The sequence below is a fragment of the Streptomyces sp. NPDC049040 genome (assembly GCF_043197715.1).
Taxonomy (GTDB): domain Bacteria; phylum Actinomycetota; class Actinomycetes; order Streptomycetales; family Streptomycetaceae; genus Actinacidiphila.
The window spans coordinates 105,032-120,477 of record NZ_JBICTO010000016.1 but is presented as its reverse complement, the minus strand read 5'-3'; the positions used below and the strand labels follow the sequence as shown (position 1 = coordinate 120,477).

Here is a 15,446-nt window from a genome sequence, read left to right as displayed (position 1 = left end):
CAGGAGAGCCGCCTCAATGGCCGAGCCGGACTACGACATCCACACCACCGCGGGCAAGCTCGCGGACCTGCGCCGCCGTATCGAGGAGGCGAACCACGCGGGCTCGGGGAAGGCGGTGGACAAGCAGCACGCCAAGGGCAAGCTGACCGCCCGTGAGCGGATCGAACTGCTCCTGGACGACGACTCCTTCACCGAACTGGACGAACTGGCCCGGCACCGCTCGACCAATTTCGGCCTGGAGGCCAACCGCCCTTACGGCGACGGGGTGATCACCGGTTACGGCACCGTCGAGGGCCGTCCGGTCGCGGTCTTCTCGCAGGACTTCACGGTCTTCGGCGGAGCGCTCGGCGAGGTCTACGGCGAGAAGATCGTCAAGGTGATGGACTTCGCGCTGAAGACCGGCTGCCCGGTGATCGGCATCAACGACTCGGGCGGCGCCCGGATCCAGGAGGGCGTCACCTCGCTCGGGATGTACGGCGAGATCTTCCGCCGCAACGTCCACGCCTCGGGGGTGATCCCGCAGATCAGCCTGATCATGGGCCCGTGCGCGGGCGGCGCGGTCTACTCCCCGGCCATCACCGACTTCGTGGTGATGGTCGATCAGACCTCGCACATGTTCATCACGGGCCCCGACGTGATCAAGACGGTGACCGGCGAGGACGTCGGCATGGAGGAGCTGGGCGGCGCGCGCACCCACAACTCCACCTCTGGCAACGCCCACCACCTGGCGGGCGACGAGAAGGACGCCTTCGAGTACGTCAAGGCGCTGCTGTCGTACCTGCCGGGCAACAACCTGGAGGAGGCGCCCTCCTTCGCCGCCGCGGCCGACCTGGCGGCCACCGCGGAGGACCTGGAGCTCGACACGCTGATCCCGGACTCGGCGAACCAGCCCTACGACATGCACAAGGTCATCGAGCACGTGGTCGACGACGGCGAGTTCCTGGAGACCCAGGACCTGTTCGCGCCGAACATCGTCACCGGCTTCGGGCGGATCGAGGGCAGGCCGGTGGGCCTGGTGGCCAACCAGCCGCTGCAGTTCGCCGGCTGCCTCGACATCAACGCCTCGGAGAAGGCCGCGCGCTTCGTGCGCACCTGCGACAGCTTCAACATCCCCGTGGTCACCTTCGTGGACGTCCCCGGCTTCCTGCCGGGCACCAGCCAGGAGTGGGACGGCATCATCCGCCGCGGTGCCAAGCTGATCTACGCGTACGCCGAGGCCACGGTCCCGCTGATCACGATCATCACCCGCAAGGCGTACGGCGGCGCCTACGACGTGATGGGCTCCAAGCACCTGGGCGCCGACCTCAACCTGGCCTGGCCCACGGCCCAGATCGCGGTGATGGGCGCGCAGGGCGCCGTCAACATCCTGCACCGCCGCACCCTCGCGGAGGCGGAGAGCCCGCAGGCCGCGGACGAACTGCGCGGCCAGCTCGTCACCGACTACGAGGACACCCTGCTCAACCCCTACATCGCGGCCGAGCGCGGCTACGTGGACGCGGTCATCGCGCCCTCGCAGACCCGCGCGCAGCTGGTCAAGGCGCTGCGGACGCTGCGCAACAAGCGCGAGAGCCTGCCGCCGAAGAAGCACGGCAACATCCCGCTGTAGCGGGACGGGCGGCGCCGCGGCAGGCGGGGCGGCACCGCGGGACACCGGGCAGGACAGTGCAGGAACGGTTCAGGAGGGAACGACCCGTGGTGATCAAGGTGGAGCGCGGCCGTCCGACGCCGGAGGAACTGGCCGCCGTCGTGGCGCTGGTCCAGGCGCGGGCCGCGGCGGCCGACGCCGAGCAGGAAGGCCCCGCGGGACCGCCCGCCGGCTGGTCGGCCCCGGCCCGCAACCTCCCGCGGGCCATGCCGCCCCCGGCGCCCGGCGCGTGGCGGATGTCCGCCTGGCCGGGCGGCCCCGCCTGATCCCCGGCCGCATGCACAGGTGCCGGGCATTCCGCTTGAGTACGCGTACTCAGGCGCCGCGAGGCAACGCGGGAGCAACCTGGGGTGCATGTTGTGGCAGGACGACCAACGCGACGAGCCCCCGGAGGAGATGCGGCACGCCCAGGTGATGCTCCGCAGGGCGATGGTGGTCGTGGCGGTGGTCGCGGGTGTGGTGATGGCCTTCGCCGGCTGGCACCTGTGAACCGCCGCCGGGACGGGCCCCCGGCCGCCCCCCGACCCCCCGCGGGCCGCCTGCCGGGGTGCGGCACCCGGCCGTGCCCGCGCTGCCTACGATGGTGCGATGACGTCGAACCGCCGTGTGCTCGTACTCGCCTCCGCGTCCCCCGCCAGGCTCGGCCTGCTGAAGCAGGCGGGGTTCGACCCGCGGGTCGTGGTGAGCGGGGTGGACGAGGACGCGATCAGCGCGGACAGCCCCGCGGAACTGGCCCGGGTGCTCGCCGAGGCGAAGGCCGCGGCCGTGGCCGGCGGCGGCATGCTGGACGGCGGGGAGATCGTCGTCGGCTGCGACTCGGTGCTCGACCTGGACGGCGAGGCGCTGGGCAAGCCCGCGGACGCCGCTGAGGCCACCGCCCGCTGGCAGGCGATGCGCGGGCGCGAGGGAGTGCTCAGGACCGGGCACTGCGTGATCGACACCGCGAGCGGCCGCCGGGTGTCGGCGACGGCGTCCACGACCGTACGGTTCGGCGCGCCGGACGACGCGGAGATCGCCGCCTACGTGGCCAGCGGCGAACCGCTGCACGTGGCGGGGGCCTTCACGCTCGACGGCCTTTCCGCGCCCTTCGTGGACGGGGTCGACGGCGACCCGGGCAACGTGATCGGGCTGTCGCTGCCGCTGCTGCGCGCGCTGCTCGCCGACCTCGGGGTGCGGATCACGGACCTGTGGACGTAGCCGGCGCGCCGGGCGGCGGGGCCGCGGGCGGGGCGGCGGCAGGCGCGCCGGGGGCGTCCTCCGGCGCGTAGAGCAGCAGGGTGCCGACCAGCAGACACAGGATCAGCATCAGCGCCGCGAAGGCCCACCAGCCGACCAGGCCGACCACGACCGCTCCGACCACGCCGTGGACCACCGCGCAGACGATGAGCACGATCCGGCCCACCCGCCCCGGCATCCGGTCGCGCAGCGCGATACGCGCGACCAGGACCGCGCAGGCGATCAGGAAGAGGGCGAAGAGCCCGCCGCCCACCCACGATCCGGCGGCCATGGCGTCGGGGTCGAGCCCGGCGAGCGACATCTCCTGGTGGCGTACGGCGAGGCCGAGTATCCAGTTCACGAAGGCGATCGCGAGGGCTTCGAGCACCAGGACCACGGCGGTGGCGACGGCTATACCTCTGCGCACGTGTGTCCCCCTCCGGTGGCCGAATCCCGCGGGTCGCACGCTACTCACGAGTAAGACGGCGGGCAAGGGTCGCGGCAAGGGTCGGGGCGGGGACAGTCGCGCGAACGGGCCCGCGGCGCGCCGGGTCCCGCCGGTCGGCCGTCACTCGTCAGGGGGGAACCGGTGGCAAACTTTGCGCGCACAATTCGTGGGGTTTCCACAAATGAACGTCAGTTCAGTGCGTCGACTTCGAGCGAGATGTCCCCCACACCCGGTAGTGCGGGACATCGGTGGGAGCGGGGCCGTACCGTGGACTGAGCAGGCGCTCGCGGGTTGTTGTGGCCCGTGGATCACCCTCCGTGTGGGCAACCTCACGTGCAGGGGTGCCTCGGCACCAAGTGTGGCCAGTACCTAAACTCGGCTTGTTTCATGGAGGGAGCCATCGTGCGCAAGGTGCTCATCGCCAACCGCGGTGAAATCGCAGTACGCGTCGCCCGTGCCTGCCGGGATGCCGGGATCGCCAGCGTAGCCGTCTACGCTGACCCCGACCGGGACGCGCTGCATGTCCGCGCGGCCGACGAGGCGTACGCACTGGGCGGCGACACACCGGCCACCAGCTATCTGGACGTCGCGAAAGTGCTTTCGGCGGCGGCCGAGTCGGGGGCCGATGCCGTGCACCCCGGCTACGGCTTCCTGTCGGAGAACGCCGAGTTCGCGCAGGCGGTGCTGGACGCAGGACTGATCTGGATCGGCCCGCCCCCGCAGGCCATCAGGGACCTCGGCGACAAGGTCGCCGCCCGGCACATCGCCCAGCGGGCCGGCGCGCCCCTGGTCGCGGGCACGCCCGACCCGGTGTCGGGCGCGGAGGAGGTCGTGGCCTTCGCCAAGGAGCACGGCCTGCCGATCGCCATCAAGGCCGCCTTCGGCGGCGGCGGGCGCGGCCTGAAGGTCGCCCGCACCCTGGAAGAGGTCCCGGAGCTCTACGACTCCGCGGTCCGCGAGGCGGTCGCCGCCTTCGGCCGCGGCGAGTGCTTCGTGGAGCGCTACCTGGACCGGCCGCGGCACGTGGAGACGCAGTGCCTGGCCGACACCCACGGCAATGTCGTGGTGGTCTCGACCCGCGACTGCTCGCTCCAGCGCCGGCACCAGAAGCTGGTCGAGGAGGCCCCGGCCCCCTATCTGACCGAGGACCAGAACAAGCAGCTGTACGCGGCGTCCAAGGCGATCCTGAGCGAGGCCGGCTACGTCGGCGCCGGCACCTGCGAGTTCCTGGTCGGCCAGGACGGCACGATCTCCTTCCTGGAGGTCAACACCCGCCTCCAGGTCGAGCACCCGGTCACCGAGGAGGTCTCGGGCATCGACCTGGTGCGGGAGATGTTCCGGATCGCCGACGGCGAGGAGCTGGGGTACGACGACCCGCCGCTGCGCGGCCACTCGTTCGAATTCCGCATCAACGGCGAGGACCCGGGCCGCAACTTCCTGCCCGCCCCCGGCACCGTGACCCTCTTCGACGCACCCACGGGACCCGGCGTGCGGCTGGACGCGGGTGTGGAGTCGGGCAGCGTCATCGGCCCGGCGTGGGACTCGCTGCTGGCCAAACTGGTCGTCACCGGTGCCACCCGTGAGCAGGCGCTGCAGCGGGCCGCCCGCGCGCTCGGCGAATTCCACGTCGAGGGCATGGCCACCGCGATCCCCTTCCACCGCGCGGTGGTCACGGATCCGGCGTTCGCGCCGCCGCAGGGCCCCTTCACCATCCACACCCGGTGGATCGAGACCGAGTTCGTCAACACCATCCCGCCCTTCACCGGTGCGGCGGTCGACGAGGAAGAGGCCCAGGGCCGCGAGACGGTCGTGGTCGAGGTCGGCGGCAAGCGCCTCGAGGTGTCGCTGCCCGCGTCGCTCGGCATGACGCTGGCCCGTACCGGACTGGCCGCGGGCGCCAAGCCCAAGCGCCGGGCGGCCGCCAAGGCCGGCGTGGCGGTGTCGGGCGACTCGCTCGCCTCGCCGATGCAGGGCACCATCGTCAAGGTCGCGGTCGAGGAGAACCAGAAGGTCTCGGCAGGCGATCTGATCGTCGTCCTGGAGGCGATGAAGATGGAGCAGCCGCTCAACGCGCACCGCTCGGGTACGGTCATCGGCCTCAAGGCCGAGGTCGGCTCCTCGGTGTCCTCCGGCGCGGTCATCTGCGAGATCAAGGACTGACGCGCCAGCAGGCCGGCGTACGAGGACGGCGGCGCGGCACCCGGACCGGGGTGCCGCGCCGCCGTCGTGCCGCGGGGGCTCAGGACAGCACGTGCCTCGGGGGCTGCCGGAGCGAGAGCACCAGCAGCAGGGCGACCGAGGTGAAGACGGCCGACAGCGTGAAGGCGGCCGTCGCGCCGTGGATGAACGGGTCGTCCCTGTGGTGCCGCGACACCGTGCCGAAGACCGTGACCAGCACCGAGAGACCCAGGCTTCCGCCGACCTGCTGCATCGTCTGGAGCAGGCCCGAGGCCGACCCGGCGTCCTTGGGCGCGACCCCTGACAGGATGAAGGTGTTGAGCGGCATCATGGTCCAGCCCATGCCGACGCCTATCAGGATCAGGGTCGGCAGGATGCCCCGCGCGTAGCCGTCCGACGCGCTGAGCTGGGTGATCCACACCGCGCCGACCACGGCGAGCGAGGAGCCGACGGTCGCGACCCGCTTGGCGCCGAAGCGGGCCAGCGCGTGCGGCGCGATCCTGGCCGCGAGGAAGAGCGGCCCGGCCAGCGGCAGGAAGGCGAAGCCGGTCTTGAGCGGGCTGTAGCCCAGGTACGTCTGGAGGTACTGCGTCGAGAAGTAGAAGGTTCCGAACATCCCGGCGGCCGTCAGCAGCATCACCGAGTACGCCAGCGCCCTGTTGCGGTCGGTGAACAGCCGCAGCACCACCAGGGGCCGCTCCACCCGGGTCTCGTTGACCAGGAAGGCGGCGAGCAGGGCGACGGCTGTCGCGAAGCTGGTCAGCGCCCTGGTGTCGCCCCAGCCGGTCTCGCCGACCCGGATGAAGGCGTAGACCAGCGAGGCCATGCCGAGGGTGCCGGTCAGCGCGCCGGCGACGTCGAAGCGGCCGCCGCGGTGCCGTTCGGTCTCCTTGATGAAACGGGGTGCCATCAGCACGATCGCGATGCCGACGGGGATGTTGACGAAGAACACCCAGCGCCACGAGCCCCAGTCGGTGAGCATGCCGCCCACGGTCAGGCCGACCGCGGACCCGGCGCCGGAGATCGCGGAGAACACGCTGAGCGCGCGGTTGCGCTCGCTGCCCTCGCGGAAGGAGGTGGCGATCAGCGCGAGCGTGCTGGGCGCGGCCAGCGCGGCGGCGGCGCCCTGGAAGCCGCGGGCGACCAGCAGGGTGGCGGAGTCGTTGGCCAAACCGCCGGCCACCGAGGCGAGGGTGAAGGCGGACACGCCCCAGACCAGCGCGGTACGCCGGCCGATCAGGTCGCCGAGGCGGCTGCCGAGGAGCAGCAGGCCGCCGAAAGCGAGGGTGTAGACGTTGAGCACCCAGGACATGCCGGTGGGCGAGAAGCCGAGGTGGGTGCCGATGCCGGGCAGGGCGACGTTCACCACGGTCGCGTCCAGAAGCAGCATCAGCTGGGTTCCGACGATTGCGGCGAGGGCGAGGAACGCGTGCATGCCGGAGGGGGCCGGCACACGGGTGGTCGAGGTTTGATCGCGCACGACGTGCGTGGACATGGCTGCTAAGCCTCCAGCGGAGAAGACAAACGGAGGTCGTCTCCGGAAACTATACGGAGACAACCTCCGGAACTACAATCGGATTCGGGGAAGCGATCCCCGGCACCCGGGAGGCGGGAAGAATGCGGGCAGACGCGCAGCGCAACTACGACCGGTTGCTCGAGGAGGCCAAGCAGGCCTTCATCGTGCACGGCACGGACGTCGCGCTCGAGGACATCGCCCGCCACGCCGGAGTCGGGATCGGTACCCTCTACCGGCACTTCCCCGACCGCTACTCGCTGATGAACGCGGTCTTCATCCGGGAGCTCGACTCCCTCACCGAGCGGGCCAGGGAACTCGTCACCGCCGCCGACCCGGCCGCCGCGCTCTTCTCCTGGCTGCGTGCGGTGGCCGCGCACTCCGGCATGTACCGCGGCCTGTCCTCCGCGATCCTCGCCCAGTCCGACGGGCGGATGCTGCAGTGCAAGACCCAACTGCGCGAATCGGGGGGCGCGCTGCTGCGGCGCGCACAGCAGGAAGGCGCGGTGCGGGAGGGCATCGAGGTGAGCGACCTGCTCAAGCTGACCTCCGCGATCGTCCTGGCCGCGGAGAAGAACCCGGAGGACCGCAAGACCTTCGACCGCCTGATGGCCCTCGCCGTCAACGGCATCCTCACCCCCCAGGCCGCCGAAGCCGCCGGTTAGGGTCCGCCGGCGGACTCCGGCGGATCCCGGCGGACCCTCACAGGTCGGACAGGCCCAGGGCGCCGGGGACCGTGGACAGGGCGACGTCGCCCCGCGCGGCCGTGCACAGCAGGGACTCCAGGCCCGACAGCAGCCGCGGTATCCGGTCCGCCGGCAGCCGGCGGGTGTCGGCCAGCAGCGAGACCTGGCAGTCCCGGCCCTGCTGGGCCAGGACCAGGCAGAAGGTCATGTCGTTGCTGTCGTAGCCGCGGACGAACGCGGGGCCGCGCTCGGAGCGCGCGCGGGGTCCCCCGGGGATGTCCCACTCGTGCGAGAGGCGGGCGTCGTTGAAGTAGCCGGTCAGGTCGAGGGGGTGGCGGCGGGCGGCGTCCAGCTCCCGGGTCAGCGCGGTCAGCGAGTCGGGATCGTACTGGGCCCGCATGTAGCCGCTGGTCGAGCGGCGGTAGACGTCGCGGACCGCGTCGTCCAGGCCCACGTCGGCGCGTTCGAAGACCATCAGGCCGTCCTGCGCGGTCGAGGCCGCCAGCCGCTGCCGGGGCTCGGCGAAGCGGTTGCCGGTGATCAGCTTCAGCGGCACCGTCCGCCGGCCGCGTATCGCGGACAGCGCGGTGGCCGCCACCGTCAGCAGCACCGCGGAGCTCGACGTACGGGTGCGCGCCGCCACATCGACCGAGGCCGCGGCCAGCGCGTTCGAGGTCAGCCACCACTGCTGGATCGGCGGCGCTGCCGGCGGGTCGTACGGCGGCCGCGGCGCGGTGTCCGGCACCTCGGCCAGCCGGGCGCGCCAATGCCGCATGGCCCGCGCGTCCTCGCGGCGGCCGCGCTCCGACCGCTCGTAGGCGGCCTGGTCCAGCGGCTGCCACACCCGGCCCGGTGCTGCCGGGCGGCCGCCGAGGATACGCAGCAGGTCGGCGCCGACCAGGTCGGCGGCCCCCGCGTCGAAGGCCACATGCGAGCAGACCACCGCCACGGCACGCACCCGGCCGCCGCGGCAGACCAGGCCGAAGCGGGCCGGCCACTCGTGGCTGTGCCGGAAGGGCTCCGCGGCCAGCTTCCTGGCCCTGCGCTCCGCCGCCGCCGCGAAGGCGCCGTCGGAGACGTGCCCGCCCGCCTCGTACACCTCGACCAGGTGCGCGCCCTCGCCCGCGACGCTCTGCCGCACCCCGCCCGAGCGGTCGGCGAAACGGGTGCGCAGGCTCTGGTGGGTCTCGACGAGCCGGCGGATCGCGGCCAGGCAGTCGGCAGGCGCCACGCCGGGCTCGGGCAGCGGCAGCACCTGGCGGAGGCTGAGGGTGGCGAAGCCGGCACCGTAGCGGAGCATGGGATGCCACATGTGGAGCTGACCCCAGGTCACCGGGCCCTCGCCGGGCTCCGCGGAGAAGGGGACCGGCTCCCATGACACCCGGGTGTCCTCCGCCGCCGCGGCCGCCGGTGCGCGCGTCGCGGACACTAGCGGCCCGTCAGGTGCGAGGCGAGCGTGTCGAGGTCGTCGACGAGGTCCCACCCGGCGTCGTCGAGGTCGATCTCGACCCCGTACTCGTCCTCCACCGCGTCGATCAGCCGCATCCTGGACAGCGAGCCGAGGCCCAGGTCGGACAGCGGGGTGCCGCTGGTGAGCGCCTGCTCCGCGGTGATCGCGCCGTCAGAGGACTCCGCGACGAGCTGGGCCAGCCGCTCCTTGATCGCAAGCTCGGTCATGCCGTTCCTTTCGATGTCGGTGAAGCGCCCTCGGCGAGCAGCCGGTCGGCCTCCGCGTCCGAGAGCTGCCCGATCTCGGCGAGCAGGGCGTCCTCCAGGGCCTGCGCGACGCCCGCGACCGTCCCACGGTCGAAGAGCGTCCTGATCGGCAGGTCCACCTCGGTGGCCGCCCGCAGTCTGGCGATCACCTTCACCGCGAGCAGCGAGTGGCCGCCGAGCGTGAAGAAGTCGTCCATGGCGCCCACCTCCGGCGCCCCCAGCACCTCGGCGAAGACCTCGGCGACCAGGATCTCCGCGTCGGTGCGCGGCGCCACCACCGCCGCGGCCCTGGCGGGCGCGGGCAGTGCGGCCCGGTCGAGCTTGCCGCCCGGGGTGAGCGGCAGCGCGTCCAGCTCGACCCACACCGACGGCACCAGGTGCTGCGGCAGCGCCGCGCGCAACCCGTCGGCGAGCCGCGCCGGATCGCCGACGGTGTAGCCGACCAGCGTCTCGCCGTGCACCGCGACGGCGCCCCTGCCGCCGAGACGGGCCTCGATCTCGCCCGGTTCGATGCGGAAACCGCGCAGCTTGACCTGGTCGTCGAGGCGGCCGAGGAATTCCAGCTGCCCGTCGGGCCGCAGCCGGGCGCGGTCGCCGCTGCGGTAGTACCGCTGCCCGTCGATCAGGACGAAGCGCTCGGCGGTCAGGTCGGGCCGCCCGAGGTAGCCGTCGGCGAGTCCTTCGCCGCCGATGCACAGTTCGCCGGGTGAGCCCGGCGGCACGGGTTCGCCGTGCGGGCCGCGCAGGACGATCCGGGTGCCGCCGATGGGCCGGCCGATCGGCGGCCGGCCGCCACCGGTCAGCTCGGCGGCCGTCGCGATGACCGTCGCCTCGGTGGGGCCGTAGGTGTTCACCAGCCGCACCCGGTCGCCGAAGCGCTCCCGCCAGCGGACCACCGCGGCCTCGTGCACCTGCTCGCCGCCGAGGATGACCAGGCGCAGGGTGTCGGGCCAGTCGATCCGGTCGATCTCGTCGACCAGGTGGTGCCAGTAGGCGGTCGGCAGGTCGAGCACGGTGACGCCGTCGAGGTGGTCGGTGAGGGTGATCGCCCCCTCGGGGAGCAGGTCGATCCGCGCCCCGGCAGCCAGCGCGGGGAAGATCTCCTCGGCGTGGGTGTCGAAGCTCAGCGAGGCGAACTGCACGATCCGGTCGCCGGGCCCCAGTTCGTACGCCTCCCGCATCCAGGCCACCCGGGCGGCAAGTGCCCGGTGCCCGACCGCGACCCCCTTGGGCACCCCGGTCGAGCCGGAGGTGTAGATCACGTACGCGGCGTCGGCCGCGGCGGAGCCCGGCTGCGGCTGCGGCCCCTCGGGTGTCAGGACCACCGAGGCACCGCTGTCCTGCGCCATGAACGCCAGCCGCTGCTCGGGGTATTCGGGATCCAGCGGCAGATACGCACTGCCCGCGCGCCAGGCGGCGAGCATGGCGGCGACCGCGTCGACACTGCGGCCGAGCCGGATGCCGACCACCCCGCCGCGGGGAAGCCCCGCGGCCAACTCGTCCGCGCGGGCGTCCAGTTCCGCGTAGCTGACCAGCCGGTCGCCGCAGGACAGCGCGACGGCGCCTGGCCGTTCGCGTACGGCCGCGGCGAACAGGTCCGCTACGGCAGGGGTCCCGCCGAGCCGCGGGCCTTCGATCACCGCGGTGTCGGCCGGGGTGAGGATCGGGATCGCGGAGAACGGCGTGCCGATGTGGTCGGGCAGCGAGCGCAGCAGGATGCCGAACCGCTCGGTGAGCCGCTCGACGGTGGCCGCGTCGAAGAGTTCGGCGTCGTAGACGAGCGAGAGCAGCAGTTCGGGACCGTCCTGCCAGGCCTCCAGCATCAGGTCGAACTTGGCCTGCTCGAAGCCGCCGTCGAAGGCCGTGCTGCGCAACCCGCGGAAGGCGTCCTCGTCGTGGTCGGCGCCCTGGGTGTGCAGGATCGCCATGGTCTGGAAGAGCGGGGTGCGCGCCGGATCGCGGACCACCCGCAGCTGCGCCGCCAACTCCTCGAAGGGGATGCCCTGGTGGGCGAAGGCGTCCAGCACGTCGGTGCGGGTCCGCTCCAGCAGCTCGGCGAAGGTCGGGTCGGCGGCCAGGTCGCCGCGCAGCACCAGCACGTCGGTGAGGTAGCCGATGGCCGGCTCCAGCTCCAGCCGGTCGCGGCCCGCCGTCACCGTGCCGACCAGGATGTCGTCGCCCCCGGTGTGCCGGGCCAGAATTGCCTGGTAGGCGGCGAGCAGCACCATGAAGAGCGTGGCCCGGTGCTCGCGGCCGAGCCGGGAGAGCGCCGAGGTCTGCCGCTCGTCCAGCCGCAGCGCGGTGAGGCCGCCGCTGCGCCGGGGGAGGGCGGCACGCGGGCGGTCCACCGGCAGCGCGAGCGGGGCGGGGTCGGCGAGCCGGCCCTGCCAGTAGTCGAGCTGCCCGGCGGTGTCCTGTGCGCGCTGCCAGATCGCGATGTCACCGAACTGCACGGGCAGCGCAGGGAGTTCGCGGCCCGAGTAGAGGGCCGCCAGCTCGTCGTAGAGGATGTTGAGCGACCAGCCGTCGCCGAGGATGTGGTGCATCACCAGGCACACGACATGGTCGTCGCCCGCGATGGTGATCAGGCTCGCCCGCAGCGGGGTCTGCGCCCCGAGGTCCAGCGGGGTGTTGGTCCTGGCCGAGACCAGGTCGAGGGCGGCCTTCTCGTCCACGGCCGTCAGCAGCTCCAGCGGCACCGGGCGCGCCGGCTCCACCACCGCGACCGGCGCCCCGTCGACCTCGGGGAAGCGGGTGCGCAGGATCTCGTGCCGTGCGGTCACCGCGTCGAGCGCGCGACGCAGGGCGGCCTCGTCCAGCGGGCCCTTCAGCCGTTTGGCCAGCCACATGTTGTAGGAGGCGTCCTGCGGGTCGAGCCTGGCCAGGAACCACAGCCTTTCCTGCGCGAAGGACAGCGGTGCCTCGGTGCCCGGCGGCCGCGGCACGGGAGCGGAGACCGTGCCGGGCGCCGCCGCCTCGACCAGCAGCGCCAGCTCCGCGACCACCGGGTGCCGGAAGACCTCCCCCATCGGGATCACGGCGCCGGTGCGTGCGGTGAGGCGTGCGGTGAGCATGGCTGCGCGCAGGGAGTGGCCGCCGAGGGCGAAGAAGTCGTCGTGGGCGTGGATGTCCTGGGCGTCGAGTACTTCGGCGAAGACGTCCGCGACGAGTTTTTCCGCTTCGGTCTGCGGGGGCCGGCTGCCTGTGGTGCGGTGTTCGTGGCCGGGGTGGGGGAGGGCTTTGCGGTCGATTTTGCCGTTGGGTGTGAGGGGGAGGGCGTCGAGGCGGATGTAGTGGGCGGGGACCATGTAGCCGGGCAGGAGGCGGGCGACGTGGTCGCGGAGGGTGTCGGGTTGCGCGGTGCCGGTGCCGGTGGTGGGTTCGGGGACGTAGAAGGCCAGGAGGTTTTCGTCTCTGACGGCGGCGACGGCTTGCCGTACTGCGGGGCTGGTTTCCAGGGCGGCGGCGATCTCGCCCAACTCGATGCGGTGGCCGAGGAGTTTGACCTGGTCGTCGGTGCGGCCGAAGAATTCGAGGGTGCCGTCGGGCAGCCGGCGCACGACGTCGCCGGTGCGGTAGACGCGGTGCCCGTCGTGGCGGGTGAAGCGTTGCGCGGTGAGCTCGGGGCGGTGGAGGTAGCCGTCGGCGACTCCGGCGCCGCCGATGAGGAGTTCGCCGGGCACGCCGATGGGGACCGGGGCGCCGTGCGGATCGACAACGTGGATCGTGGTGTTGGCGATCGGGGTGCCGATGGTGATGTGCCGCGGGTGCTCGGGGACGTCCCATGCGGTGGACCAGATGGTGGTCTCGGTGGGTCCGTAGACGTTGATCAGCCGGCTCGTTCTGGGCCGCAGTTCGTGTGCGAGCCGCAGCGGCAGCGGCTCGCCGCCGGTCAGCCCCGCCACCGGCGGGAAGTCCCCGGTGAGCAGGACCCGCCAGCCCGAGGGGGTGGCCTGGACGTGGGTGACGCCCTCGGACCTGATCAGCCCGGCCAGGGTCGCGCCGTCGCGGGCGGTGGCGGGCTCCGCGATGACCACCCGCCCGCCGGTGACCAGCGGCAGGTAGAGCTCCAGGGCGCTGATGTCGAAGGACAGCGAGGTCAGGGCCAGCCACCGGTCCTGCGCGGTGCTGCCGACCAGGGCCCGCATCGCGAGCAGGAAATTCGTCAGCGCCCGGTGGGGGACCACCACGCCTTTGGGGTTCCCGGTCGATCCGGAGGTGTAGAGGACATAAGCGGTGTCACCGGGCTCCGGCCGGGAAGCCGGAAGCGGCCCAGGCCCCGCACCCAGGACACGGTCCAGATCGGCGTCGGTGAGGACCAGCGCCGCCCCGCAGTCCCGGACCACATACGCGATCCGCGCCTGCGGGTAGTCCGGGTCGACCGGCACATACGCCGCCCCCGACATCGCCACACCCAGCAACGCCACCACCATCTGCGCCCGCCGCGAGACCCGCACCGCCACCAGCGAACCACGCCCGATCCCCCGGCCCCGCAACTCCTCCGCCAACGCCGCAGCCGCGCCGAGCAGTTGCCGGTAGGTGAGGACGGCGGTGCCGGCGACGACCGCGATCGCGTCCGGATCGGCCTCGGCACTGGCGATGACCAGGCCGACCAGCGTGAGGTCGGGCACCTCCGCAGCCGGGCCGTTCCAGGAATCCAGCAGGGCGCGCTCCGCCGGCGGCAGCAACTCCAGGGCACCGACCGGCTTTTCCGGTGTGGCGACGACCGAGCCGAGCAGGTGCACGAAGCGGTCGGCCATCGCGCGGGCGGTGCCGCGGTCGAACAGGTCGGTGCTGTGGATGAGGGAGGCGACCATGCTGCCGTCGGGCTGCTCGTAGAGGTCGAGTGACAGGTCGCAGCGGGCGGAGTGCCAGCCCAGCGGGAAGGGCTCCGCGTCGAGGCCGGGCAGCGGCTCGCTGACGGAGCCGTGCGTGTGGAGGGCGAACATCGCCTGGTAGAGGGGTGTCCTGCTCAGGTCGCGCTCGACACCGAGGGCTCCGACCAGCTGCTCGAAGGGCACCTCGGGGTGGGCGAGCGCGGCCAGCACATTCCTGCGGGTGGCCCGCAGCAGGTCGGAGAAGGACGGGTCGCCAGCGAGGTCGCAGCGCAGCACCATCGTCGTGGACAGGAAGCCGATGACGCGTTCCAGCTCGGGCCTGCCGCGCCCGGCCGCCGGGGTGCCGACGCAGAAGTCCTGCTGGCCGCTGTGCCGGGACAGCAGCACCTGGTAGGCGGACAGCAGCACCATGTACGGCGTGCAGCGCGCCTGCTTGGCCAGCGCCCTTACCCCGTCAGCCAGTTCGGAGGAGAGCTCGAAGCGCACGTCGCCGCCGGCGGTGCTGCGCTCGGCGGGCCGCGGCCGGTCGGTGGGCAGGTCGAGGTCGGGCGCCCCGGCCAGCCGCTCGATCCACCACGCGGGATCGGCCGGCACCTCCGTGGCAGGCACCAGGTCGCCGTACTGCAACGGGGCCTCGGGCAGCGGCAGTCCCGCGTAGTGCGCGGCCAGCTCGTCCCGCAGCACGTTGAACGACCAGCCGTCGCCGTTGATGTGGTGCATGACGACGCACAGCACATGGTCGTCATCGGCCAGCCGGACCAGCGTCACGCGGAAGGGCGGCGCCGCGGCAAGGTCAAAGGGGGTGTTGGCACGCTCGGCGACGATCCGCTCGGCCGCCCCGACGCCGTCGGCGTCCACCGACTCGACCACGACGGGGGACGGGTCCTCGACCACCGCCCGCGGCTCGCCGTCCTCTGCGGTGAAGCGGGTGCGCAGGGCGCCGTGCCGCGCGACGACCGCGGTGAAGGCCGCCGCCAGCGCCCCGGTGTCGAGCGCGCCGCGCAGCCGGTAGGCGTAACCCGTGTTGTGCGAGGGGTCCTCGGGGTCGAACTGGTGCAGGAACCACAGTCTTTGCTGCCCGAACGAGAGCGGTCCGGTCTTCACAGGTGACTCCACGTGCTGTGCTGGCGTGCATGTCCGGGGGGCGAGTCCGTCCGGCGCGGTCGGCGTCAGGAGGGTCTTCGCGGCGGCCCCGGGATCGGGATCG

At 72.7% G+C, this 15,446-nt stretch carries 11 protein-coding genes; 6 read left to right on the top strand and 5 right to left on the bottom strand.

Annotated elements, in window-relative coordinates; all coding sequences use genetic code 11:
- Positions 1 to 16 precede the first annotated feature (16 nt).
- The 4 genes from ACGFMP_RS29815 (at position 17) to ACGFMP_RS29800 (ending at position 2,842) form a co-directional block, all read left to right on the top strand.
- On the top strand, positions 17 to 1,606 hold the full coding sequence (locus ACGFMP_RS29815) for an acyl-CoA carboxylase subunit beta (RefSeq protein ID WP_393676166.1): 1,590 nt from the start codon (positions 17 to 19) through the stop codon (positions 1,604 to 1,606).
- Between the two features lie 86 nt (positions 1,607 to 1,692).
- Positions 1,693 to 1,911 carry an acyl-CoA carboxylase epsilon subunit gene (locus tag ACGFMP_RS29810; protein ID WP_393676165.1) on the top strand — a complete coding sequence of 73 codons (219 nt, stop codon included), beginning with the start codon at positions 1,693 to 1,695 and terminating at the stop codon, positions 1,909 to 1,911.
- Positions 1,912 to 1,999: 88 nt separating this feature from the next.
- Positions 2,000 to 2,134, top strand: coding sequence for a morphogenic membrane protein MmpB (mmpB, locus tag ACGFMP_RS29805; RefSeq protein ID WP_393676163.1), 135 nt, complete (start codon positions 2,000 to 2,002; stop codon positions 2,132 to 2,134).
- Positions 2,135 to 2,233: 99 nt separating this feature from the next.
- Complete coding sequence (locus ACGFMP_RS29800) at positions 2,234 to 2,842, top strand: nucleoside triphosphate pyrophosphatase (RefSeq protein WP_393676161.1); 609 nt, start codon at positions 2,234 to 2,236, stop codon at positions 2,840 to 2,842.
- On the opposite strand, the gene ACGFMP_RS29795 is transcribed toward ACGFMP_RS29800, so the two are convergent.
- Positions 2,823 to 3,287 (bottom strand): hypothetical protein, encoded by a 465-nt coding sequence (locus tag ACGFMP_RS29795; RefSeq protein WP_393676160.1) that lies wholly within the window; start codon positions 3,285 to 3,287, stop codon positions 2,823 to 2,825. The genes ACGFMP_RS29800 and ACGFMP_RS29795 overlap by 20 nt on opposite strands.
- A 423-nt stretch (positions 3,288 to 3,710) precedes the next feature.
- Here ACGFMP_RS29795 and ACGFMP_RS29790 point away from each other — a divergent pair, with 423 nt between their 5' ends.
- Complete coding sequence (locus ACGFMP_RS29790) at positions 3,711 to 5,468, top strand: acetyl/propionyl/methylcrotonyl-CoA carboxylase subunit alpha (RefSeq protein ID WP_393676201.1); 1,758 nt, start codon at positions 3,711 to 3,713, stop codon at positions 5,466 to 5,468.
- Between the two features lie 79 nt (positions 5,469 to 5,547).
- On the opposite strand, the gene ACGFMP_RS29785 is transcribed toward ACGFMP_RS29790, so the two are convergent.
- On the bottom strand, positions 5,548 to 6,981 hold the full coding sequence (locus tag ACGFMP_RS29785; RefSeq protein ID WP_393676158.1) for an MFS transporter: 1,434 nt from the start codon (positions 6,979 to 6,981) through the stop codon (positions 5,548 to 5,550).
- Between the two features lie 122 nt (positions 6,982 to 7,103).
- Between ACGFMP_RS29785 and ACGFMP_RS29780 the strand changes: the two genes are divergently transcribed.
- Positions 7,104 to 7,664: a TetR/AcrR family transcriptional regulator gene (locus tag ACGFMP_RS29780; protein WP_393676156.1), complete on the top strand. Its 561-nt coding sequence runs from the start codon at positions 7,104 to 7,106 to the stop codon at positions 7,662 to 7,664.
- Positions 7,665 to 7,701: 37 nt separating this feature from the next.
- Here ACGFMP_RS29780 and ACGFMP_RS29775 read toward each other — a convergent pair whose 3' ends face one another.
- Genes ACGFMP_RS29775 through ACGFMP_RS29765 form a run of 3 tightly spaced genes read right to left on the bottom strand, consistent with a single transcriptional unit; the run spans position 7,702 to position 15,343 of the window.
- Positions 7,702 to 9,066, bottom strand: coding sequence for a condensation domain-containing protein (locus ACGFMP_RS29775; RefSeq protein ID WP_393676154.1), 1,365 nt, complete (start codon positions 9,064 to 9,066; stop codon positions 7,702 to 7,704).
- A gap of 47 nt (positions 9,067 to 9,113) precedes the next feature.
- A complete protein-coding gene (locus ACGFMP_RS29770; protein WP_393676153.1) occupies positions 9,114 to 9,362 on the bottom strand; it encodes an acyl carrier protein in 249 nt (82 codons plus the stop codon).
- The gene (locus ACGFMP_RS29765; protein WP_393676151.1) at positions 9,359 to 15,343 is read right to left on the bottom strand and encodes an amino acid adenylation domain-containing protein; all 5,985 of its coding nucleotides are present in this window, start codon (positions 15,341 to 15,343) and stop codon (positions 9,359 to 9,361) included. Before ACGFMP_RS29765 ends, ACGFMP_RS29770 begins: the two co-directional genes overlap by 4 nt.
- Positions 15,344 to 15,446: the final 103 nt, after the last annotated feature.

What these genes read in the sequence shown, in the direction of transcription:
- ACGFMP_RS29815 (WP_393676166.1), top strand. Translation starts at nt 17, where the DNA reads ATGGCCGAGCCGGACTACGACATCCACACCACCGCGGGCAAGCTCGCG.
- mmpB (WP_393676163.1), top strand. Translation starts at nt 2,000, where the DNA reads ATGTTGTGGCAGGACGACCAACGCGACGAGCCCCCGGAGGAGATGCGG.
- ACGFMP_RS29800 (WP_393676161.1), top strand. Translation starts at nt 2,234, where the DNA reads ATGACGTCGAACCGCCGTGTGCTCGTACTCGCCTCCGCGTCCCCCGCC.
- ACGFMP_RS29785 (WP_393676158.1), bottom strand. Translation starts at nt 6,981, where the DNA reads ATGTCCACGCACGTCGTGCGCGATCAAACCTCGACCACCCGTGTGCCG.
- ACGFMP_RS29780 (WP_393676156.1), top strand. Translation starts at nt 7,104, where the DNA reads ATGCGGGCAGACGCGCAGCGCAACTACGACCGGTTGCTCGAGGAGGCC.
- ACGFMP_RS29770 (WP_393676153.1), bottom strand. Translation starts at nt 9,362, where the DNA reads ATGACCGAGCTTGCGATCAAGGAGCGGCTGGCCCAGCTCGTCGCGGAG.